The following is a 20,918-nucleotide window of genomic DNA, read 5'->3' on the forward strand; positions in this document are numbered from 1 at the left end:
CCCGACATTCCGCCCATTCCTGTGGAAACGCCTCTCCCCTCAGCCCCCGCGCATTGCTAAGCGCGTGAGCGATGGCTGACATTACCGAAATCCCCGATTCCGATCCATTCGACGCGATTGTCGATGCCCCGTTCGATTCTGCGCTGGAGCAGCGCTATCTCGTCTATGCGCTTTCGACGATTACCGCGCGCTCGCTGCCCGATCTGCGCGATGGGCTGAAACCGGTCCACCGCCGGTTGCTATGGGCGATGCGGCAGTTGAAGCTTGATCCCAACAGTGCCTTCAAGAAATCGGCCCGCGTGGTGGGTGACGTGATCGGCAAATACCACCCGCACGGCGATGCCAGCGTTTATGACGCAATGGTGCGGCTGGCGCAGGATTTTGCGCTGCGTTATCCGCTGGTCGAGGGGCAGGGCAATTTCGGCAATATCGACGGCGATAATGCCGCCGCCTATCGCTACACCGAAGCGCGGCTGACCAGGACGGCGCTGCTGCTGATGCAAGGCCTTGATGAAGGCACGGTCGACTTCATCCCGACCTATAATGGCGAAGAGCAGGAGCCGGAAATTTTCCCCGGCCTGTTCCCCAATCTGCTGGCAAACGGTGCCAGCGGGATCGCGGTAGGCATGGCGACCAATATCCCCAGCCACAATGTCGCCGAAATCATCGATGCCACGCTTGAGCTGATCGACAATCCGCATGTCGAGCATGCGCGGCTGATGGAGCTGTTCCATGGGCCGGATTTCGCAACCGGCGGGCAGGTGATCGACAGCAGGCAGGCGATCGCCGATGCCTATGAAACCGGGCGCGGATCGTTCCGTGTGCGCGGCGTGTTCCACGCGGCCGAGGCGGACAAGAAGGAAGATCGCGAGGCGGGGATCGAGCGGCTGGGCGGCGGGCAATGGCAGCTGGTCATTTCCGAAATCCCCTATCAGGTGCCGAAGGGCAAGCTGATCGAGCAGATCGCGCAGGCGATTGCCGACAAGAAGCTGCCGATCCTTGAGGATGTGCGCGACGAATCCGACACGCAGATCCGCATCGTGCTGGTGCCGCGCAGCCGCAATGTGGACCCTGAATTGCTGAAGGAATCGGTCTTCAAGCTGACCGACCTCGAGACACGCTTTGGGCTCAATCTCAACGTGCTTGATGCTCAACCGGGCCTGGGCCGCACGCCGATGGTGATGGGGCTGAAGGAATTGCTCGAACACTGGGTGCGCAGCCAGATCGACATTCTCCAGCGCCGCAGCCAGCACCGGCTTGACCAGATCGCGCGGCGGCTGGAGCTGGTCGAAGGCTATATCATCGCTTTCCTCAACCTTGACCGGGTGATCGAGATCATCCGTTACGAGGATGATCCCAAGGCCGAGCTGATGAAGGAATTCGGCCTCACCGATCGCCAGGCCGAAGCGATCCTCAACATGCGCCTCAGGAGCCTGCGCAAGCTCGAGGAAATGCAGCTGCGGCAGGAGAAGGACGATCTGCTGGCGGAAAAGGACGAGCTCGACAAGCTGCTCGAAAGCCCTGCGCGCCAGCGCACGCGGCTGAAGCGTGATCTCAATGCGCTGCGCAAGGAATATGGCGAGGATACCGTGCTGGGCAAGCGCCGCACGCGGATCGAAGAGGCCGAGCCCGCAGTCGAATTCAGCATGGACGCGATGATCGAAAAGGAACCGGTAACGGTGATCCTGTCGCAAAAGGGCTGGATCCGCGCCGCCAAGGGGCATGTCCCGCTGGATCAGGACTTCAAGTACAAGGAAGGCGACGATCTGGCCTTCATCGCCCATGCGCAAACCACCGACAAGATCCTGATCGCGGCGGAGAACGGCCGCTTCTATACGCTGGGGGCCGACAAGCTGCCCGGCGCGCGCGGTTTTGGCGAGCCGGTGCAGTCGATGGTCGATCTTGAAGCCGAAACCGGCATTGCGGGCATGCTGGTCCACCGGCCCAAGGGGCGCCTGCTGCTGGCATCAACCATTGGCAAGGGCTTCGTTGCGGAAGAGGCGGAACTGCTCGCGGAAACGCGCAAGGGCCGCCAGGTCGTCAACCTCAAGGGCGATGCACGGCTCAACGTCGTGCGCACGATCGAAGATGCGCATGACCATGTTGCCTGTGTCGGCGACAACCGCAAGCTGGTGGTGTTCAACCTTGAGGAAGTGCCGCTGCTCGCGCGCGGGCAGGGCGTCACGCTGCAGCGTTATCGCGACGGCGGGCTATCGGATGCGACCACATTTGTGCTGGCCGAAGGGCTCAGCTGGCAGATGGGCGGCAAGGGTGACCGCACCCGCACCGAAAGCGAGATTTGGCAGTGGAAGGTGGCGCGCGGCGCCGCCGGGCGCATGCCGCCGCAGGGCTTTCCCAAAGACAACCGCTTTGGTTGATCAGGCAAAGTAAAGGGCCGGCAGGATCACCTCCGGCCGGCCCTCGTATTGGTTAGCGTGTGGTGGCCTCAGCCGCCCGCCGCTTCGAGTGCAGCCATGATGTCCGCATAATTGGCGAGCGCGAATAGTCCACCTTCTGGGTTCGCCGCGAGAAGTTTGACCGGCAGCGTAACGAGCGTTTCGTCTTCGCCCTTGATGATCACGTTTTCGCCGGCGATCTTGTCAACCATGCCGAGCGATTGCGCATCGACGGTGATAACGGGGGCGCCCACAACCAATGCGGCCTGAAGCGCGGCAGCCGCTTCTGCTTCGGCCTTGGCCTTCGCTTCAGCGGCGGCCAGCTTGGCCTGCGCATCGGCAGCCTTGAGTTGTTCATAAACGGCGTCGTGTGTGGTGTTGAGCGTTGGGCCGTTCTCACCCTCGCCAAAAACGCTCAGCGGCAGAGGGGCCTTGAATTCGCCAACTGCGAGCACGGCATTGGTGCCATCATTGCTTTCGATGGTGCCGATGGGCTTCCCGTCATTGCCATAGACGGTTGCACCCACATCCTGTGCGTGCGCTGCAATCGGGGTCGCCGCGAGGGCGGTGGCCAGGATGGCGAGCTTGGCAAATTTCATAAATTCTCTCCGTTCAAATCGATTCTTGCAGTGCCGCGTACCGGAATCACGCGCAGCGCTGACGACCATGTTCAATTATAGTGGAAGACTGGCAAAGGCCGGTTTCCCAGGGTTGCAACCGCACAAGGGGCTGCGATGGGTCAGCCCTATAGCCAGATAAAAGGCGCCAGTGCAACCGCGCCTTGCTACATTAAGTGCGCCTGCCTGAAGCTGCGATTAAGGCAGGCCGGGTTCTGCGCCCAACTCCTGATCGAGCAATTTCAGCACTCTTTCGCGCGGGGGAAAGCCTTCCTCGATCCAGTATTGCTCGACCTTGCGCAGGATCGCGGCAACGCGCGGGCCGGCAGCAATCCCGCGGGCCACAATCTCGCCGCCCTTTAATGGAAATTGCGGTACTTTCCAATCCCTTAGGCCCCTTGCATCGCCGCCCTGCAACAGCACACGATCGGCCGCAATGGCCGGGCTTTCGCGATAGGCAAGGGCCTGCTGATCAGTGAGGTCCGAAGCCTCGCGCGCGGCCACCGCCGCCAGATGCCCGCGCTGCGCGCGCGACAGCCGCAAACGCGCCGATACAGCCTCGGCAATTTCGGTGAGTGGAGGCAAAAGAGCGGCCATCCGACGCAGTGGATCGGGCGCGAATCCCTGTTCCTGCTCGGCCGCGATCACTTTTTGGAGGATGTCGAGATGCTGTGGGGATGCTTCTGGCAGAACCACCTGCAACACGCCCAATTGCCGCATCCGCGCAATCGTGGGGTGTGGATCGGGCAGGGCGAGCAGCGCGGTAAGCTCTGCTGCAATCCTTTCGCGGCTGAGGCCCTTGAGCGTCGAAGCGAGCTGGGCGCAGGCCTGTTCAGCCGATTCATCCAGTTCCGCCCCGAAGCGCGCCTGAAAACGGAAATAGCGCAGGATGCGCAGATGGTCTTCCTGGATCCTGTCGCGCGCATCGCCGATGAAGCGCACCCGCCGCCGGGCAAGATCGTCCATTCCGCCGAAATAGTCCGAAATCTCCAGCGTTTCAGGATGGGCATAGAGCGCGTTGATGGTGAAATCGCGCCGTGCGGCATCCTCTTCCCACCTTTCGGCGAAGGCAATAGTCGCGCGGCGGCCATCCGTCGAAACGTCGCGGCGCAGCGTGGTGATCTCTACCGGCCCGCCTTTCAGGATCGCGGTGACGGTGCCATGCTCGATCCCCGTTGGTACCGTGCGGATGCCGGCTTCTTTGCATCGCCGCACAACTTCGTCTGGCAGCAACAGTGTGGCGCAATCAACATCGTTCACTTCCACGCCCAGCAGGCTGTCGCGAATCGCGCCGCCCACCCAGCGGATGTTGTCAGCGCCCAGCGCCGCGACAAGCCCTGTCAGGCTTTCGCGCCGGGTCCATGCTGCATCGGCAAGATCAGCGAACATCGGCGAATTCCTCCGGCGCAATCCGGCGTGCGAGATTGGCGATGATCGCTGCGGTCACGCCCCAGATACGAAACCCCTGGTAATCAAGCTCGAGATAACGCCGCATGTGCCCGCGCCAGAAAACTTCATGCGTGGTCCAGTGCTTGCGTTCGAGCAGCAGCTTGAGCGGGGCCTCGAACCAGGCCTCGACCTCGGCCGGGTTGGGCACAAGATCAAGATCGGGCGGTACCACGCCCAATACCGGCGTGACATCGAAGCCGGTGCCGGTTTTGTACCGATCGGTGGTGCCGATTACGCGCACGGCCTTGCGGTCCATAGCGAGCTCTTCCTCGGCTTCGCGCAGCGCAGCGCCCACGGCATCCTCGCCCGGATCGATCTTGCCGCCGGGAAAGGCGACTTGTCCCGGATGGTCGCGCATATTGTGTGGGCGCTGGGTCAGGATCACTCCGGGTTCAGGCTTGTCGGTGACCGCGATCAGCACTGCCGCATCGGCAGCACGGCCCGCCAGCGCGAAGCGCTCGTCGCTGAGCAGATCGGGGATTTCGCGGCGATGGCCGCGTTCATAGAGGTACGAGAGCTGGTCGAACAGGGCGCTCATCGACAGGCCGACCTCATTGCGGCAGCAGCGAGAAACGAGCGCCCAGGCTGGCAACGCTCCAGTCATCGCCTTCCTCGAGCGCGATCTCTGCCAGCTGCTGGTAGGTGCTGCGGTTGAGCCGCGCTTCACAGCCGCGCCGTACCTTAAGATAAAGCGCCGGGGTTTCAGGATTGCCGCGCGCGACCAATGCGTTCTGAGGGCCTGCAATCACCAGTTCGTCAGTATTGAGCCGGAAGGCGAGCCCTTCGCCGCGCCGCGCCACGTCGACTGCGATAAAGGGCGCGTCCTCGACCTCGATCGCGGCTTTCTCGAACGGAGTGACCAGCCAGTACTGCCCCGCTTCATCATGCGTCAGCAGCCCGGCAAATGCGCGCACCATGGCTTCGCGGCGGATCGGATCGCCCTGATGATACCATGTGCCGTCAGCCGCGATCCGCATGTGGCTTTGCGTGACCTGCTGCGGATTCCAGCTTTCGACCGGCGGCAGTTTGCGCAGGGCGACCTGCTCGGCCACATCGGCAAGCGAGAGTTCGGCAAGATTGGGCGGGGGCTGGTACGGCATAACTGGCGGGCTGAATGCCAGAAGCTAGGCGGCTAGCCAAGGCCCCAGCATGCCTTCAGGAGGAAGGATAGCAGGATTGCTGCAGCGCGCCAGCAGGCGGCCAGGGTCCCACGGCCCAGGGCAGCGCCATCCGCCGGTGTACCGGGCCGAGAAGTCCCACTGGCCATAATAGGGTTCATCGCCGATCAGGACCTGCGGCAGGCTACCCTCGGGGGCCAGCAAGCCGAGCGTCGCCGCCATCAGCGCCTTGCCATAACCTTCGCCCTGGTGTTCGGGCAGCACCGCCACCGGGCCGACCATCAACAGCGGATGCGGCCGCCCAGCGGGATCAGTCAGCGCCACCGGCCAGGCCTGGATCGTGCCGACCAGCATCTCGTCATCATCAAGCGCGGCAAAGCTGAGCGCTTCGAGCCATTGGGTGCCTTCGCGGATGCGATATGCGGTGCGCGCATGCCGGTCAGGGCCAAAGGCACGGTCGAGCACCTGCTCGATCATGTCCGCGTCAACATTGGCCAAAGGGATCAGACTTGCCATCGCGCGGCGCGCTTAGGCCGCGCGATGGAGCCTGTCGATGCAAATTATGATGGCGAACGCAAAGCCTATTTGGCCGTCAGCTTGAGCAGGCGCGCATCCGGCCCGTCTTCCAGAACCCACAGTGCGCCATCCGGCCCTTCGTCGACCGAACGCAAACGGCCGCCGATGGGATAGCGGGCGGCTTCGCTTGCGCTTTCGCCGTTGAATTTCACCCGCACCAGCGCCTCGCTGCTCAACCCGGCGATCAAAGCGTTGCCCTTCCAGGGGGCGAACATGATACCGCGATAGATGATCATGTCGCCCGGCGCGATCACCGGGGTCCAGTGGATCGCCGGCTTGGCGAAGCCGTCATCTGCGGTGTGATCGGGTATATTGTCGCCATTGTAGTGATCGCCATAGGAGCGCACGGGCCAGCCGTAATTGGCGCCTGGCTTGACCAGGCTGAGCTCGTCACCGCCCGCCGGGCCGTGCTCGACTTCCCACAGCCGTCCTTCGGCATCCCAGTCCATGCCCAGGATGTTGCGGTGGCCCCATGACCAGATATCGGCAGTCACGCCGCCCCGATCGGCCAGCGGATTGCCTGTTGCTGGAGTGCCGTCGAGATTGAGGCGCACAATTGTGCCGAGCGTATTCGTGGTATCCTGTGCGGGCTCCATCTTCTGCCGATCGCCGCTGGCAACGAACATGTATTGTCCGTCTGGCGAAAACCGGATGCGGTGCGAATAGTGCCCGCGCCCGGTCACCTTGGGGGCTTGGCGCCAGATCACTTCCAGCCCCTCGATGGCGCAGTCGCCGCCGTCCACGCAAGCCAGCGTGCCGCGCCCCACCACCGCGCCGCGTGTGTCGCCAGCTCCGGCCTCGACCCAGCTAAGGTAAATGGTGCGGCTGCCGACGGTGGCTGCCGCTTCGCCTGGCAGGAAGGCCACATCGCCAAAGCCGCCCTGGCCGCCGTAATCGACCTCGGGCGTGCCGCTGACGGCGAATTCGCGGCCCGTCGCCGTGTCGAGCCCGCGCATACTGCCTGCCTTCAGTGTGACAAACAGAACTTCGGTGCCCGGCGCAAAGGCGGCCGCCCATGGCTCGTCATAGGTGCCCACATGCTCGACCGAGAGTTCAGGTTCGGCTGTTTTGGCGCCGGTGTCCACACTTGCGGTGGCGCCGCAACTTGCGAGCAGCAGGCTGGCAGGGAATAGGGCGGTTGGGAATTTTGTGATCATGGACATGCCTTCTGCAATGCGCGAAACACGGATCGGTGCCCGGCCGCTGGTTATCGGCGTGGATGAAGCCGGGCGAGGGCCACTGGCAGGGCCGGTGGTGGCCGCAGCAGTAGCCCTGGGCGTCAATGTTCCACAAAGGCTTGACGATTCCAAGAAGCTTTCGGCCCGGCGGCGTGCTGTACTCGACGAACAAATTCGCGCCACCTGCTGTTGGGGGCTGGGCGTGATCGAGCCGCAAGAGATCGACCGGCTCAACATTCTCGTTGCCACCATGCATGCAATGACCCGCGCAGTTGCGGAGCTGGTCAGGCGACTGGGGCGGGAGCCTGACGCGATCCTGATCGACGGCAACATGATCCCGGCTGGGCGCTGCCCCGAGTGGCGCTGGCCGCAGGTGCGCGCAATCGTGGGGGGCGACGCGCTGGAACCGGCCATTTCGGCCGCGTCGATTGTAGCCAAGGAGTGGCGCGACCGGTTGATGTGTGAAGCGGCGCAGGCGCATCCGCATTACGGCTGGGAAAAAAACAAGGGCTATGGAACCGCCGAGCACATGGAGGCGTTGCGCAGCCATGGTCCGACCCCGCTTCACCGCCGCAGCTTTGCGCCCGTCGCGCAATCAGCGCTGTTATAGCACCACGATTGCTCTAAGCGCTGCCACATGATCGAAGCGATTCTCTATGTTCTGGCAGGCCTGGTGGGGCTCACCATCGGCGGCGAGCTGCTTGTGCGGGGCTCGGTGGGCATTGCCCAGTATCTCCGCGTGTCGAACCTCGTCACCGGGCTGGTGATCGTGGGCGCGGCAACGTCGATGCCGGAAATGGTCGCCAGCGTGCAGGCCGCGCTGGCGGGATCGCCGGGGATTGCCTGGGGCAATATTGTCGGCTCGAACATCGCCAACACATTGCTGATCCTGGGCGCGACTGCGATGGTGATGCCGATCGTGCTTTCCGGCACCGGGCGGCGCGATGCGGTGGTGGCGCTTCTGGCATCGCTGCTGCTGTGGGGAATCACCGCGCTGCAATGGGGATCGGTATGGATCGGCGCGGCGCTGCTCGCGGCAATCGTGGCCTATGTCTACTGGCGCTACAACCATCCCCACAGCAACGTGGGTGATGACGAGGACGAGCCCGAGCCGCAGCTGCGGCTGCCTGCGGCAATCCTGCTGTTCGCGATCGGGCTGGCTTTGCTGGTGGCGGGCGGCCAGGCGCTGGTGTTCGGCGCGATTGATCTTTCCCGGCTGATGGGCGTTTCGGAGACCGTGATCGGGCTGACCGTGGTTGCGGTGGGCACTTCATTGCCCGAACTCGCCGCATCGGTTGCAGCTGCGGTGCGCGGCAAACCGGGCCTTGCGATCGGCAATGTCGTGGGCTCGAACATCTACAACATCCTGCTGATTGGCGGGGCGACCATGGCGATCGCGCCCTTTGCCGTTCCCGCCGATCTGCTTGCTTACGAACTCGTACTGCTGGCGCTCACCGCAGTGGTGTTCCTGGTGATCGTGGCCCGCGCGCGCGAAATCGGGCGGCTGCTGGGCGCGCTGCTGGTGATTTCCTTCATCGCCAATACGGTGTTCATCTTCAGCTGACTTTTCCCGCCGGCATTGAGTCCGCGGCGCAACACCACATCATATCGAGTCCGGTGAATCCGCACAGACTCAACATCTTGTGCGGGACTCTTTTTGTTCCGTCATAGCTAACGCCGTATTAACCATAACCGCCTATCGCTTTGTGCTTGACGCCGAGTCCGCAAGGACTCACCCTGTGGATAAGTCATCAGAGGGGTAGATTACATGGCGGTCGTGGAGACCACGAAAACGCGCGCCGCGCGCGTGCGAACTGCTGTTGCGGAAAGGCCGGATTTGCCACTGGGGCAGATCCTTGACGGCGATTGCGTGGAGGCGATGCGCCGCCTGCCTGACGCCAGTGTAGACTGCGTGTTCGCCGACCCACCCTATAACCTCCAGCTTGGCGGCGATCTCAACCGCCCCGATGGCAGCGCGGTCGATGCCGTAACTGACCACTGGGACCAGTTCGACAGTTTCAAGGTCTATGACGATTTCACCCGTGGCTGGCTGACCGAGGCGCGCCGGGTGCTGAAGCCCGATGGGTCGCTGTGGGTGATCGGCAGCTATCACAATATCTACCGCGTGGGCGCGATCCTGCAGGATCTTGGCTTCTGGATCCTCAACGACATAGTCTGGCGCAAGACCAACCCCATGCCCAATTTCAAGGGCACCCGCTTCACCAATGCGCATGAAACGCTGCTGTGGGCTTCGATGGGCGAGAAGGCGAAGTATCACTTCAACTATCGCGCCATGAAGACGCTCAACGACGAATTACAGATGCGCAGTGACTGGCTGCTGCCGATCTGTTCGGGCGGCGAACGCCTGAAAGAGGGCGGGCACAAGGTCCACCCCACGCAGAAGCCGGAGGCGCTGCTCTATCGCGTGCTGCTGGCGACGACCGAAAAGGGCGACGTGGTGCTCGATCCCTTCTTCGGCACCGGCACCACCGGGGCTGTGGCCAAGCGGCTGGGGCGGAAATGGATCGGCTGCGAGCGCGAGAATGTTTACCGCGACGCCGCACTCAAACGCATCGCAAAGGAATTGCCGCTCGATGAAAGCGCGCTCGCAACCATGCAGAGCGCCAAGAGCGCGCCGCGCGTTGCCTTTGGCGCGCTGGTCGAAAACGGCTATCTCAAGCCGGGCACGCAGGTGTTTGACAAGCAGCGCAAATGGATCGCAACCGTGCGGGCCGATGGCTCGCTGGCTTACGAAAAGCAGACCGGTTCGATCCACGGGCTGGGCAAGGATTTGCAGGGCGCACCCAGCTGCAACGGCTGGACCTTCTGGCACTATGAGGTCGATGGAGACGTGAAGCCGATCGACGCCGCGCGGCAGCTCTACCTGCTGGCGACGGAGGATTGAGGGAATGACGAGCTGTGGGTGGGGAGGCGGAGCTCGGCGTCGGCCCTGCTTTCGCCACCTCCGCTCAGCCTGAGCTTGTCGAAGGCCACGCGCCGACTTTCGCCGCAAAAATAACTCAACTTTTGGCACTGCGAGACAATTGCGAGATCAGCGCCCAGTCTCTCGCGATTGGCGCCTCCTGTCCTACACGCCATCCTGCCGCTAATCCCCAGCGGATGAACCGCCCTTGCTTCACCCCCGCTCAGCCTTTGCCTATCACCCTGCGGCGGAGGGGATTTTATCCTTTATAACCGTGTTCCATGTGTTCCATCTATTCAGTTCCGGGGTGGGTTTGCTGAACAATGAATGACAAGATCTATATCCGCCCGATTACCTTTGCGTCCGGCCCGCAGGCGACCGAAGGCAATGCGGTGCGCATTGCCGGGGGCATGGTCTATGCCCGCGAATTTGCGGTCATCCAGCGCCGCGGCGGCGCGGCGGTAGGTCGGTGGCTCGCCAATCCCGCAACCATGCCGGAAGTGCTCGATCGCCTGCCCGCCAGTGTGGCCGAGGATGCGCGGGCGCAATGGGGCAACCTTGCGCTGGTACATCCCCCGCTCGAATGCGGTTCGCGCATGGTGCGGCTCGACCAGCCGCAGGTGATGGGCATCCTCAACGTCACGCCTGACAGTTTTTCCGATGGCGGCGAGTTCCTCGACAGGCCGGAAGCGGGCCGGGCGTTTGCCAGCGCCATGCTGGAGGCGGGCGCCGCGATCATCGACATCGGCGGCGAGAGCACCCGGCCAGGCGCAGCCGCCACATGGGAGGGCGACGAGAAGGACCGCGTGCTGCCCGCAATCGAATATTGTGCCGCGATGGGTGCCGCGATCAGCGTCGATACCCGCCGCGCGGGCGTGCTCGAGGCCGCGCTTGAAGCCGGGGCGCATATCGCCAATGACGTTTCCGCCATGCGGCACGATCCGCGCAGCCTGCCGCTGGCGGCGAGCAGCGGCTGCCCCGTTGTGCTGATGCACGCGCCGGGCGAGAATGATGATCTGCACGCCAATGCCGACTACGCCAATGTTGTTTTCGACGTGTTCGACTGGCTGAAGGAGCGGCGCGATGCAGCCGTGGCAGCGGGCATCTCGCGCGCGAAGATCATCCTCGATCCGGGCATCGGCTTCGGCAAATCGCTGGCCGACAATCTGGCGTTGATGAATGCGCTGCCCATGTTCCATGCGCTGGGCCAGCCCCTGCTGCTGGGCGCCAGCCGCAAGCGGATGATCGGCGCGCTGTCGAATGAGGCGACAGCGGACCAGCGGCTGGGCGGCAGCATCGCGCTTGCGGTGGCGGGCATGAACGCGGGGGTGCAGCTTCTGCGCGTCCACGATGTCGCGGAAACCGTGCAGGCGCGCAATGTCTGGCGCGGCCTTCGCGATGCCGCGCTCACCGATTTCGGCGAACTGCCGGAGGATTAGCCCGGCGAAGCGGCGGAGCCTGCCAGCAGGCCGCCGTCGAGCGTCAACTCGCTGCCGGTCATATAGGCGCTTTCGTCGCTGGCGAGAAAGACGCACAGCGCCGCGACTTCCTCGATCGTGCCGAAGCGCTTCAATGGGGTGTCGGCCACCAGCGCCGCCATCTTCTCTTCGCGGTCAGGTCCGTCGCCCAGCATCGGCTCCCACATCGGGGTGCAGATCGCGGCGGGGTGAAGTGAATTGCAGCGGATCGCCCAGCCGTGCTGCGCGGCATAGAGCGCAACCGACTTGGAATGGTTGCGGATCGCCGCCTTGCTGGCGGCATAGGCGGCAGCGCCGGGGATACCGACCAAGCCAGAGCGTGAGGACATGTTGATGATCGAACCCGTGCCTTTGGTCTTCATTGCCCGCAGCGCATATCGGCAGCCCAGGAAGGTGCCATCGGTGTTGACCGAATGCACCGCGTGCCAGTTTTCCAGAGTGCAATTCTCCGGATCGTGCGGGCCGGGCGAGCTTTCGAAACCGGTGACCCCGGCATTGTTGACCATGACGTCGATCGCCGGATGCGCCTTGGCCAAAAGGTCCCAATGCGCTTCGCTACGCACGTCCAGCTCGAAGAATTGGCAACCGATCGAATCTGCCTCCGCCTGGCCATGCTCGACATCGATATCGGTGAGGACGACCTTTGCGCCTTCGCGCTGGAACGCTTCGCAGATGCCGCGCCCAATCCCGCGCGCACCACCGGTTATCACACAGATCTTGCCTTCGAGCTTGCCCATCTGTTCCTCCGTCGCGGCCGCTCTAGCGGCGTGCGGAAGCAAATCTAGGCTTGGTCAGGCGGCGTTGTCGATGCCCAGATCGGCGAGCTTGCGGTAGAGTGTCGAGCGACCGATGCCGAGCCGCCGCGCCACCTCGGTCATGCGGCCGCGATAGTGCCCGATTGCAAGGCGAATGACATCGGCTTCGATCTCTTCGAGCGGGCGCAGATTGCCATCTTCGGTGTAAAGCAGCACGCCCGCACCGTCATGGATCGAACTGTCGCTGTCCTGTGGCTGCTCGCCCAGCAGTTCGCTCAGCTGCGGAAAGCTATCGGCGGTCAGCGCTTCACCGTCGCAGAACACCGCAGCGCGGAACAGCACAGCCTGGAGCTGGCGGACATTGCCCGGCCAGTCATAGGCCTTGAGCAGCATAAGGGCACTGTCGGTGATCGAAAGATGCCTGAGGCCGGGCTGGTCGCCGATGCGGGCAAGGAAATGGCGCGTCAGCGCGGGAATGTCGCCCGCGCGTTCGCGCAGGGGTGGCAGCTGGATGGTCGTGTGCGAAAGCAGATCGAGCAATGCGGCATTGAACTTGCCGGCCTCGGCAAGCTTCGCCAGCGGCAGGTTCCCCGCGCTCAGCAGGCGCACATCGACGCGGAAACCATGGCTCGCGCCAAGCGGGCGCACGATCCCGGTCTTCAGAATCTCGAGCAGCTTTTCCTGCAGGTGTTCAGACAGCCGATCGACCTCGTCGAGCGCCAGGGTGCCGCCATCGCATTGCTGCAGGGCACCGATCTGGCGGTCAAAAGCCCCGGCAAAGGCACCTGGCTCATGCCCCAACAGCACCGATTCGATCGAATTGGACGGCACGCCGGCCAAATTGATGATCCGCAACGGAGCTTTTGCCCGCGGGCTTGCCGCATGCATCGCGCGCAGCAGCATATCCTTGCCGGTGCCGTTTTCGCCTTCGATCAGTACATGGCCATGGCCGCGTGCAGCCTTGGCCGCCTGTGCCAGCGCGGTACGGAACCTGGGTTCATTGCCGACCATGGCATCGAAATCGAGTTTGGCCGGAATCTTCTCGGTCAGGGGCTGCAGTTCGTCTTGCGACTTGTCGCCTTCGGTCGATGCGCGCAGCGCCTCCAGAAAGCGATCGGGCGCGACCGGCTTGATCAGGTAATCCGTTGCACCGGCCCGCATGGCTTCGACCGCCAGCAGCGGCGAGGCGCTGGTAGTCAACATCAGGATCGGCAGCGCAGGGCGGCGGCGCTTCAGTTCCTCGATCAGGTTGCAGGCGTCGTCACCTGGCACCCACTGGTCAAGGACGATCGCGGACAGCTGCATCCCGTCGCGCGTGCCGAGCATGGCAATCGCGGTGTCCGGATCGCCAGCGATGACCGTGCGCCACCCTTCGCGCGCGGCAAGCGCACTGATCAACCGGCATTGCGCCGGTTCGTCATCTATCAGCATCAGCACGCGCTGCTCGCTGCTTGCCATGGTCAAAACCGTCCCGCTGTGAAACAGAAGCGAACAATAACCGAGGCGGGTAAAGACCCTATTAAGGGTGACTGGCACTTTTCGGGTCCCTTGTGATCGCTCGATTTGCGCGATAGAGGATCTGTCACTCTCAATTTTTACGCAGGGGACGCGTTAATGGCATCGCATGACATGAAATCGGCCAAGAAGACCTATGGCGGCTTCATTACATTGCTCAAATGGGCCGTTCCGGTGATCGCGGTGATCACACTGGTTATTCTCACGCTGATTGCCGATTGATCCGTTGCGGATAGCGGTTCTCAAGGAACGCGCCGCGGGCGAGCGGCGCGTGGCGTTGACGCCTGAAACGGTGAAGAAATTCGCCGCTCTGGGGTCAGAGGTGGCAGTCGAATCCGGGGCCGGCGAATCCGCCGCGATTGCCGATTCCGCCTATGTCGAGGCCGGCGCAAGTGTCGGGTCGGCGGCGGACACGGTCAAGGGCGCAGACATCATATTGGGCATTCAGGCCCCCGATCCGATCCTGCTGGCTGGCGCAAAGCCCGGTGCATGGGTGGCGGCGACTTTCGATCCCTTCGGCCAGAAAGATCGGGTCGAAGCCTATGCCAAGGCCGGATTCGAAGCGCTGGCGATGGAATTCATGCCGCGGATCACCCGCGCGCAGAGCATGGACGTGCTTTCGAGCCAGTCCAACCTGGCCGGTTACAAGGCGGTGATTGCGGCGGCGGACAATTATGGCCGCGCCTTCCCGATGATGATGACAGCCGCAGGCACTGTGCAGGCCGCGCGCGTGTTCGTGATGGGCGTGGGCGTGGCCGGCCTTCAGGCGATTGCCACCGCGAAGAGGCTGGGTGCGCAGGTTTCCGCCACTGACGTGCGCTCAGCCACCAAGGAACAGATCCAGTCATTGGGTGCCAAGCCGATTTTCGTTGAGGAAGTCGCAGGGATCGAAGGCGAGGGCGCGGGCGGCTATGCCACGGAAATGTCGGAAGAATACCAGAAGGCGCAGGCCGAACTGGTTTCCAGCCATATCGCCAAGCAGGATATCGTCATCACGACTGCCTTGATTCCGGGGCGTGCTGCTCCACGGCTTGTTACCGACGCTCAGATCGCGACGATGAAGCCGGGCAGCGTGATCTTCGATCTGGCAGTGGCGCAAGGCGGCAATGTCGAAGGCTCGAAGCCCGATGAGTTGGTGGTGCGTCATGGCGTGACGATCATGGGCTATTCGAACACGCCCGCGCATCTGGCGGCAGATGCCAGCGCGCTGTTCGCGCGCAATCACTACAATTTCCTCTCCGCCTTTTGGGACAAGGACCAGGGCCGTCCGGTGCTTGATGAGGAAATCGGCAATGCCGTTCGGCTGACGCAGGGCGGCGAAGTGGTGAGCGAGAGGCTGAAGGGGTGATTTGCTGTGCACCCTCCAAGAGACTCCCCCTTTGGGGGAGGTGGCAGCGCGAAGCGCTGACGGAGGGGGACTGACTTGGAAAACCACACTCCGGAGTCGCTGCAAAAGGCGCGCAATCTGCGCCGCGAAATGTCTTTGCCCGAAGGATTGCTGTGGCACCGGCTGAGAATCAGGCCGATGAGCGTGAAATTCAGAAAACAACACCCGATCGGCAACCTGATTGTCGACTTCTTCTGTGCAAGCAGCAGGCTGGTGATCGAAATCGACGGCATTTCACATGACATGGATGGCAATCCAGACCGGGATCGACGCAGGGATGCCTGGCTCAGGTCTCAGGGATTTCGAATTGTCCGGGTACTGGCAGCTGACGTGCTCAAGGATCCCGATGCTGTTGCTGATGGGATAGTTCGGCTCTGCATGCCAGAGCCCCCTCCGTCAGCGCTTCGCGCTGCCACCTCCCCCAAAGGGGGAGACCCTTCAGGAGTCGCTTGCTGAAATGGACTTCATCTCAATCCTTTCGATCTTCGTGCTGGCATGTTTTGTCGGCTATTACGTCGTGTGGTCGGTCACGCCTGCGCTGCATACGCCGCTCATGGCAGTGACCAATGCGATCTCGAGCGTGATCATCGTCGGCGCGCTGATCGCCAGCGCTGAAGCAGGCAGCGTGATTGCCAAATGGCTCGGCCTTGCTGCGGTGGCGATGGCCAGCGTCAATATCTTCGGCGGCTTTGCGGTGACGGCGCGAATGCTGGCGATGTACAAGAAGAAGGAGAAGAAGTGATGTTCTCCTTCCTTGCAAGCGGGGCCGCACACGGCCCGGTGAACCCGTGGGTCGCCGTGGCCTATCTCGTGGCGGGCGTATTCTTCATCCTCGCCTTGCGCGGGCTTTCAAGCCCCGCCACCAGCCGCACGGGCAATCGCTTCGGCATGGCAGGCATGCTGATCGCGGTGGCAACCACGCTGATTACCCACGACATTGCCAATATCGCCGAGATCGGGATTGCCATTTTTCTGGGCGGAATCGTGGGATTCACCATCGCCCGCCGCATCGCGATGACACAGATGCCCGAGTTGGTCGCCGCGTTCCACTCGCTGGTCGGCCTCGCCGCTGTTTTGGTGGGCTGGGCGGCCTATCTCAATCCCGGCGCCTTCGGCCTGCTGCTGCCACAAGGCGGCATTGCCCCGGTCAGCAAGATCGAGATGGGCCTCGGCATCGCCATCGGCGCGATCACCTTCTCCGGCTCGGTAATTGCTTTTGCCAAGCTGGCAGGCAAGATGAGCGGTGCGCCGATCCTGCTTCCCATGCGGCATGTTATCAACCTGGGCACGCTGGCCGCGATCATCATATTGACCGCGCTGTTCGCGATGGCTGGGCCGGACGAAACGTTGCCGCTGATCGTGGCACTGACGGTGCTCGCCTTTGCCATCGGCTTCCTACTGATCATCCCCATCGGCGGGGCAGACATGCCGGTCGTTGTCAGCATGCTCAACTCCTATTCCGGCTGGGCAGCGGCGGCGATGGGCTTCACGCTGGGCAATACGGCAATGATCATCACCGGGGCGCTGGTAGGCTCCTCGGGCGCGATCCTCAGCTACATCATGTGCCGGGCGATGAACCGCAGCTTCATATCGGTGATCGCAGGCGGATTCGGCACCGACAGCGGCGCTGCAGCAAGCGGTGAGGGGCGCGAACAGCGCCCCTACAAGCAGGGCAGCGCGGCGGATGCGGCCTTCATGCTCGAACAGGCGGAAAAGGTCATCATCATCCCCGGCTATGGCATGGCGGTGGCGCAGGCGCAGCACGCGCTGAGGGAAATGGCCGATCTTCTGGAGGAAAAGGGCGTCGAGGTAAAATATGCCATCCATCCGGTGGCCGGGCGCATGCCGGGGCACATGAACGTGCTGCTGGCCGAAGCCAGCGTGCCTTACGACAAGGTGTTCGAACTGGAGGACATCAACAGCGAATTCGCGCAAGCAGATGTGGCCTTCATCATTGGCGCGAACGACGTGGTCAATCCGGCCGCCAAGACGGACAAGAGCAGCCCCATCTACGGTATGCCCGTGTTCGATGTCGACAAGGCCAAGCAGGTCTTCTTCATCAAGCGCAGCATGGGCGGAGTGGGCTATGCCGGCGTGGACAATGACGTGTTCTACATGGACCAGACCATGATGCTGCTGGCCGATGCCAAGAAGATGGTCGAGGAAATCGTGAAAGCGCTGGATTAGCGCCCTTGCAATTCGCCTCCCTTGCGGCACTATATGTTGCAGGGGAGAGCTTAAGATGATCCGAATTTCATTTGCTGCGGCGCTGTTGGCAAGCGCGACACCGGCTTTGGCAGAAGTCCACACGGTTGCCCCCGGCGAAGGCGCGCAGGAACGCTTGCAGGAAGCGTTGATCCTGGCCGCGCCGGGTGACGAGATCGAACTTGAAGCCGGGCGGTTCGAACTGACCGACGGGCTCAGCCTCGATGTCGACGGGGTAACGCTGCGCGGTGCGGGGGCTGACGCCACAGTGCTTGATTTCACCGCGCAGAAAGACGCGGGCGAGGGGCTGCTGGTCACGTCCGACAATGTCACCCTGCGCGATTTCGCGGTCGAGAACCCAAAGGGCGACGGGATCAAGTCCAAGGGCGCGGACAATATCGTTTACCAGGGCATTCGCGTCACCTGGACCGGCGGGCCGCTCAGCACCAACGGCGCCTATGGCATTTACCCGGTTGAAAGCACCGGCGTTCTGGTGGCCGAAAGCCAGGTATCGGGCGCATCCGATGCCGGCATCTATGTCGGCCAGAGCCGCGACATCACCGTGCGCCACTCGCTGGTGCAGTATAATGTCGCGGGGATCGAGATCGAGAACAGCCGCAATGCAGTGGTCGAGGAAAACCTCGCCACTAACAACACCGGCGGCATTCTGGTGTTTGACCTGCCCGGCTTGCCGGTGATGGGCGGCGGCGACGTGGTGGTTCGCCGCAACCTGGTGGTGCAGAACGATGTCGACAATTTCGCCCCTCCTGGCAACATCGTGGGCGGGGTGAAGCGCGGCACAGGCATTCTGGTCATGGCCAACGAGAACGTGCTGGTCGATGAGAATGTCCTGCAGAAGAACGACACGTCGCAGATCATGGTCGTCGCCTATACGCTGCCGTTCGACGACGAGCGCTACAACCCATTTCCGCGCAATGTGGTGATCGGCAACAATATCTATGAAGAGGGTGGCCAAAGGCCCGATCTCGATGGAGCAGAAGCCCTGCTTGCGGCATTTGGCGGAGCGCTGCCGCCGGTACTGTGGGACGGTTTGGCCGAGCCTGGCAGCACCGCGCTGAGCGTGGCAGAGGGCACTGCGGGCTGGTCGCTCAACCTGCCGCGGCAGGGTGCCGACTTGGCCGAAGCGACGCCCGGTCCGCTTGAAGCCCCGGTGGGCGATCCATCATCCCTGCCCGAAGTCACTGGCGCGCCGCAAGAACTGGAAGCGCGGCTGAAGTGAAACGGGGCCTGTTACTACTGGCGGCGGGCGCAGCTGCGCTGGGCGGTGCCATGGCGCAGGCAGAACTGGCCTCGCCCGGAGTATCAGACACGGCAATCCTGCAGGACGGATTGCCTCGCACGTTGTCGGAATACGGTTTCTTCGCCGATGGCGCGGCGCAGTTCCCGGCGCCCGGCGTGGTGCCTTATCGGCTCAACGTGCCGCTTTATTCCGATGGGGCGGAAAAGCTGCGCTTCGCCTATGTGCCGACGGGAAAGCAGGCGCTGTCAGATGGAGGCGGACTGCTGCAATTTCCGGTTGGCAGCGCCTTGATCAAGACGTTCGCTTTCGGTGAAGGGAGCGAGCGTCGCCTGATCGAGACCCGCGTGATGTTGCACCGTGCCGATGGCTGGGTGGCCCTGCCTTATCGCTGGAACGAGACGCAGACCGAGGCGACATTGGCGGTAGCGGGGGCACGGCTTGAAGTGACCACGCCTGCGGGCGAGCAGATCAGCTATCGCATTCCCAACAAGAACCAGTGCAAGGAATGCCACGGCCTCAATGGCGAGGTGGTTCCCATTGGTCCCAAGGCGCGCAATTTGTCGGCTGGCTGGCTGGCTGGCTTCGTCAGCGCCGGGCATCTCGATGCGGTTCCAGCCGGAAGCGACGCCATGCCATTGTGGGAAGCGCGCGCCGCACAGAGCCCCGAAGTGGCCGCGCGTGCCTATCTGGATGTCAATTGCGCGCATTGCCACCAACCGGGGGCGACTGCGTCCAATTCCGGGCTCGATCTGCGCTGGGAGCAGAACGATCCGCATTCCTTCGGGATATTCAAGCGCCCGGTTGCCGCCGGGCGCGGCGCGGGCGGGCATGAATTCTCGATCGTGCCGGGCAGGCCGGATGAATCGATCCTGCTTTACCGGATGGACTCAGTCGAGCCGGGCGTCGCCATGCCTGAACTGGGCAAGTCCACAGTCGACCCCCACGGTGTTGCGATTGTGCGCAAATGGATTGCGGAGATGGAAAAATGAAGCGCTTCGCGAAAATCCTGGCCGTGATCGCCGCGATCCTGGCGATCGCCTTCCTCATTTTCCGCGTGCCCGATACCGATCCCGATGAAATGCGCGCCAAATACGGGGCCGCGCCATCGCAGATGGTCGAACTGCCTAACGGGATGAGCGTGCATCTGCGCGACGAGGGGCCGGAAAATGGCAATCCCGGTGCGCCCGCGATCGTGCTGCTGCATGGTTCCAACGCCGATCTCCACACCTGGCAGCCCTGGGTGGAGGCACTGCGCGGCGAATACCGGGTGATCCGCTATGATCAGCGCGGCCATGGCCTGACCGGCCCGGCGCCTGACGGCGCCTATACGCTCGACCGCTTCACTGCTGACCTTGACGCCGTGGCCGATGCCATGGGGCTTGAGCAATTCGTGGTCGCAGGCAATTCGATGGGCGGATGGATCGCTGCGGGCTATGCGATAAAGCACCCCGACCGTCTTGCCGGCCTGGTGCTGGTGGATGCCAGCGGCGCCCCCATCGAGCGCGACGGGCCGCCGCCGCTGGGGTTCCGCATTGCACAGACCCCGGTAATTCGTGACCTGGCGAGACATTTCATGACGCGTTCGATCTTTGAGCGCAGCCTTGCACAATCGGTGTCGAACCAGGCAATCGCGACCGACGCCGAGATTGACCGCTATTGGGAACTCGCGCGCTATCCGGGCAATCCTCATGCGACAATGCAGCGCTTCGCCACACCGCGCCAGGCCTTTTCGGCTGAAGAGATCGGGGCGCTCGATGTGCCCACGCTGGTGATGTGGGGCGAAGAGGATGCCTTGATTCCGCTGGCTGCGGGCAGGTGGTATGCGGAGCACCTGCCCAACGGCAGCTTCATTTCATACAAGGGCATTGGACATATCCCGCAACAGGAAAACGCTGCACAAAGCGTTGACGATCTGCGCTTGTGGCTTGAGCAATTGACCCAATTGACACCCGCCGGCTGATGCTTCTGCCACATCCTGACGTGTATCGGACCGGTTTGGCCGGTGTTGCCCGATTGTTCCCGTTGCCCACCCGCTGGTGGTGACCTAATCGGCCTGCACT

General features: G+C 63.0%; 21 protein-coding genes. 13 read left to right on the top strand and 8 right to left on the bottom strand.

Going from position 1 to position 20,918, the window contains the following annotated elements:
* Positions 1-71 precede the first annotated feature (71 nt).
* A complete protein-coding gene (gene parC / locus ACX2DJ_RS06530; protein ID WP_462571653.1) occupies positions 72-2,378 on the top strand; it encodes a DNA topoisomerase IV subunit A in 2,307 nt (768 codons plus the stop codon).
* Positions 2,379-2,446: 68 nt separating this feature from the next.
* Here the strand turns inward: parC and ACX2DJ_RS06535 are convergent, their stop codons facing one another.
* The 6 genes from ACX2DJ_RS06535 to ACX2DJ_RS06560 form a co-directional block, all read right to left on the bottom strand.
* Positions 2,447-2,995, bottom strand: a complete 549-nt coding sequence (locus tag ACX2DJ_RS06535; RefSeq protein ID WP_462571654.1) for a hypothetical protein — start codon at positions 2,993-2,995, stop codon at positions 2,447-2,449.
* A gap of 216 nt (positions 2,996-3,211) precedes the next feature.
* Positions 3,212-4,402 (bottom strand): CCA tRNA nucleotidyltransferase, encoded by a 1,191-nt coding sequence (locus ACX2DJ_RS06540; RefSeq protein WP_462571655.1) that lies wholly within the window; start codon positions 4,400-4,402, stop codon positions 3,212-3,214.
* Positions 4,392-5,000, bottom strand: coding sequence for a CoA pyrophosphatase (locus tag ACX2DJ_RS06545; protein ID WP_462571656.1), 609 nt, complete (start codon positions 4,998-5,000; stop codon positions 4,392-4,394). The genes ACX2DJ_RS06540 and ACX2DJ_RS06545 overlap by 11 nt, the downstream gene beginning before the upstream one ends.
* Positions 5,001-5,013: 13 nt before the next feature.
* Positions 5,014-5,562, bottom strand: a complete 549-nt coding sequence (locus ACX2DJ_RS06550) for a DUF1285 domain-containing protein (RefSeq protein WP_462571657.1) — start codon at positions 5,560-5,562, stop codon at positions 5,014-5,016.
* Between the two features lie 24 nt (positions 5,563-5,586).
* A complete protein-coding gene (locus tag ACX2DJ_RS06555) occupies positions 5,587-6,096 on the bottom strand; it encodes a GNAT family N-acetyltransferase (protein ID WP_462571658.1) in 510 nt (169 codons plus the stop codon).
* A 65-nt stretch (positions 6,097-6,161) separates the two neighbouring features.
* Positions 6,162-7,319, bottom strand: a complete 1,158-nt coding sequence (locus tag ACX2DJ_RS06560) for a PQQ-dependent sugar dehydrogenase (protein ID WP_462571659.1) — start codon at positions 7,317-7,319, stop codon at positions 6,162-6,164.
* Here ACX2DJ_RS06560 and ACX2DJ_RS06565 point away from each other — a divergent pair.
* From ACX2DJ_RS06565 to folP, 4 genes are all read left to right on the top strand, one after another.
* Positions 7,312-7,944, top strand: coding sequence for a ribonuclease HII (locus tag ACX2DJ_RS06565; protein ID WP_462571660.1), 633 nt, complete (start codon positions 7,312-7,314; stop codon positions 7,942-7,944). The genes ACX2DJ_RS06560 and ACX2DJ_RS06565 overlap by 8 nt on opposite strands.
* A gap of 27 nt (positions 7,945-7,971) precedes the next feature.
* Positions 7,972-8,898, top strand: coding sequence for a calcium/sodium antiporter (locus ACX2DJ_RS06570; protein WP_462571661.1), 927 nt, complete (start codon positions 7,972-7,974; stop codon positions 8,896-8,898).
* A 204-nt stretch (positions 8,899-9,102) separates the two neighbouring features.
* A complete protein-coding gene (locus ACX2DJ_RS06575; RefSeq protein ID WP_462571662.1) occupies positions 9,103-10,239 on the top strand; it encodes a site-specific DNA-methyltransferase in 1,137 nt (378 codons plus the stop codon).
* A gap of 341 nt (positions 10,240-10,580) precedes the next feature.
* Positions 10,581-11,696, top strand: a complete 1,116-nt coding sequence (gene folP / locus ACX2DJ_RS06580; protein WP_462571663.1) for a dihydropteroate synthase — start codon at positions 10,581-10,583, stop codon at positions 11,694-11,696.
* On the opposite strand, the gene ACX2DJ_RS06585 is transcribed toward folP, so the two are convergent.
* The gene (locus ACX2DJ_RS06585) at positions 11,693-12,472 is read right to left on the bottom strand and encodes an SDR family oxidoreductase (protein WP_462571664.1); all 780 of its coding nucleotides are present in this window, start codon (positions 12,470-12,472) and stop codon (positions 11,693-11,695) included. The genes folP and ACX2DJ_RS06585 overlap by 4 nt on opposite strands.
* Positions 12,473-12,526: 54 nt before the next feature.
* A complete protein-coding gene (locus ACX2DJ_RS06590; RefSeq protein WP_462571665.1) occupies positions 12,527-13,948 on the bottom strand; it encodes a sigma-54-dependent transcriptional regulator in 1,422 nt (473 codons plus the stop codon).
* 156 nt (positions 13,949-14,104) lie between these two features.
* On the opposite strand from ACX2DJ_RS06590, the gene ACX2DJ_RS06595 reads away from it, so the two are divergent.
* From ACX2DJ_RS06595 to ACX2DJ_RS06630, 8 genes are all read left to right on the top strand, one after another.
* Positions 14,105-14,227 (top strand): hypothetical protein, encoded by a 123-nt coding sequence (locus ACX2DJ_RS06595; protein ID WP_462571666.1) that lies wholly within the window; start codon positions 14,105-14,107, stop codon positions 14,225-14,227.
* A gap of 4 nt (positions 14,228-14,231) precedes the next feature.
* The gene (locus ACX2DJ_RS06600; RefSeq protein ID WP_462571667.1) at positions 14,232-15,353 is read left to right on the top strand and encodes an NAD(P) transhydrogenase subunit alpha; all 1,122 of its coding nucleotides are present in this window, start codon (positions 14,232-14,234) and stop codon (positions 15,351-15,353) included.
* A 75-nt stretch (positions 15,354-15,428) separates the two neighbouring features.
* Positions 15,429-15,848 (top strand): endonuclease domain-containing protein, encoded by a 420-nt coding sequence (locus tag ACX2DJ_RS06605; RefSeq protein WP_462571668.1) that lies wholly within the window; start codon positions 15,429-15,431, stop codon positions 15,846-15,848.
* Between the two features lies 1 nt (position 15,849).
* Complete coding sequence (locus ACX2DJ_RS06610; RefSeq protein ID WP_462571669.1) at positions 15,850-16,134, top strand: NAD(P) transhydrogenase subunit alpha part 2; 285 nt, start codon at positions 15,850-15,852, stop codon at positions 16,132-16,134.
* Positions 16,134-17,579 (top strand): NAD(P)(+) transhydrogenase (Re/Si-specific) subunit beta, encoded by a 1,446-nt coding sequence (locus ACX2DJ_RS06615; protein ID WP_462571670.1) that lies wholly within the window; start codon positions 16,134-16,136, stop codon positions 17,577-17,579. The genes ACX2DJ_RS06610 and ACX2DJ_RS06615 overlap by 1 nt, the downstream gene beginning before the upstream one ends.
* 55 nt (positions 17,580-17,634) lie before the next feature.
* Entirely contained in the window at positions 17,635-18,837 is a 1,203-nt protein-coding gene (locus ACX2DJ_RS06620) for a parallel beta-helix domain-containing protein (protein WP_462571672.1), read from the top strand.
* Positions 18,834-19,847: an SO2930 family diheme c-type cytochrome gene (locus ACX2DJ_RS06625; RefSeq protein ID WP_462571673.1), complete on the top strand. Its 1,014-nt coding sequence runs from the start codon at positions 18,834-18,836 to the stop codon at positions 19,845-19,847. Before ACX2DJ_RS06620 ends, ACX2DJ_RS06625 begins: the two co-directional genes overlap by 4 nt.
* On the top strand, positions 19,844-20,818 hold the full coding sequence (locus tag ACX2DJ_RS06630; protein ID WP_462571674.1) for an alpha/beta fold hydrolase: 975 nt from the start codon (positions 19,844-19,846) through the stop codon (positions 20,816-20,818). Before ACX2DJ_RS06625 ends, ACX2DJ_RS06630 begins: the two co-directional genes overlap by 4 nt.
* Positions 20,819-20,918: the final 100 nt, after the last annotated feature.

This window comes from Altererythrobacter chaiwopuensis (assembly GCF_054957755.1).

Excerpts from the sequence above, each read along its gene's own strand:
- ACX2DJ_RS06560 (WP_462571659.1), bottom strand. The coding sequence starts at position 7,319 with ATGTCCATGATCACAAAATTCCCAACCGCCCTATTCCCTGCCAGCCTG.
- ACX2DJ_RS06590 (WP_462571665.1), bottom strand. The coding sequence starts at position 13,948 with ATGGCAAGCAGCGAGCAGCGCGTGCTGATGCTGATAGATGACGAACCG.
- ACX2DJ_RS06540 (WP_462571655.1), bottom strand. The coding sequence starts at position 4,402 with ATGTTCGCTGATCTTGCCGATGCAGCATGGACCCGGCGCGAAAGCCTG.
- ACX2DJ_RS06595 (WP_462571666.1), top strand. The coding sequence starts at position 14,105 with ATGGCATCGCATGACATGAAATCGGCCAAGAAGACCTATGGCGGCTTC.
- ACX2DJ_RS06615 (WP_462571670.1), top strand. The coding sequence starts at position 16,134 with ATGTTCTCCTTCCTTGCAAGCGGGGCCGCACACGGCCCGGTGAACCCG.
- folP (WP_462571663.1), top strand. The coding sequence starts at position 10,581 with ATGAATGACAAGATCTATATCCGCCCGATTACCTTTGCGTCCGGCCCG.
- ACX2DJ_RS06570 (WP_462571661.1), top strand. The coding sequence starts at position 7,972 with ATGATCGAAGCGATTCTCTATGTTCTGGCAGGCCTGGTGGGGCTCACC.
- ACX2DJ_RS06585 (WP_462571664.1), bottom strand. The coding sequence starts at position 12,472 with ATGGGCAAGCTCGAAGGCAAGATCTGTGTGATAACCGGTGGTGCGCGC.
- ACX2DJ_RS06610 (WP_462571669.1), top strand. The coding sequence starts at position 15,850 with ATGGACTTCATCTCAATCCTTTCGATCTTCGTGCTGGCATGTTTTGTC.
- ACX2DJ_RS06535 (WP_462571654.1), bottom strand. The coding sequence starts at position 2,995 with ATGAAATTTGCCAAGCTCGCCATCCTGGCCACCGCCCTCGCGGCGACC.
- ACX2DJ_RS06565 (WP_462571660.1), top strand. The coding sequence starts at position 7,312 with ATGGACATGCCTTCTGCAATGCGCGAAACACGGATCGGTGCCCGGCCG.
- ACX2DJ_RS06575 (WP_462571662.1), top strand. The coding sequence starts at position 9,103 with ATGGCGGTCGTGGAGACCACGAAAACGCGCGCCGCGCGCGTGCGAACT.
- parC (WP_462571653.1), top strand. The coding sequence starts at position 72 with ATGGCTGACATTACCGAAATCCCCGATTCCGATCCATTCGACGCGATT.
- ACX2DJ_RS06545 (WP_462571656.1), bottom strand. The coding sequence starts at position 5,000 with ATGAGCGCCCTGTTCGACCAGCTCTCGTACCTCTATGAACGCGGCCAT.
- ACX2DJ_RS06550 (WP_462571657.1), bottom strand. The coding sequence starts at position 5,562 with ATGCCGTACCAGCCCCCGCCCAATCTTGCCGAACTCTCGCTTGCCGAT.
- ACX2DJ_RS06620 (WP_462571672.1), top strand. The coding sequence starts at position 17,635 with ATGATCCGAATTTCATTTGCTGCGGCGCTGTTGGCAAGCGCGACACCG.
- ACX2DJ_RS06555 (WP_462571658.1), bottom strand. The coding sequence starts at position 6,096 with ATGGCAAGTCTGATCCCTTTGGCCAATGTTGACGCGGACATGATCGAG.
- ACX2DJ_RS06630 (WP_462571674.1), top strand. The coding sequence starts at position 19,844 with ATGAAGCGCTTCGCGAAAATCCTGGCCGTGATCGCCGCGATCCTGGCG.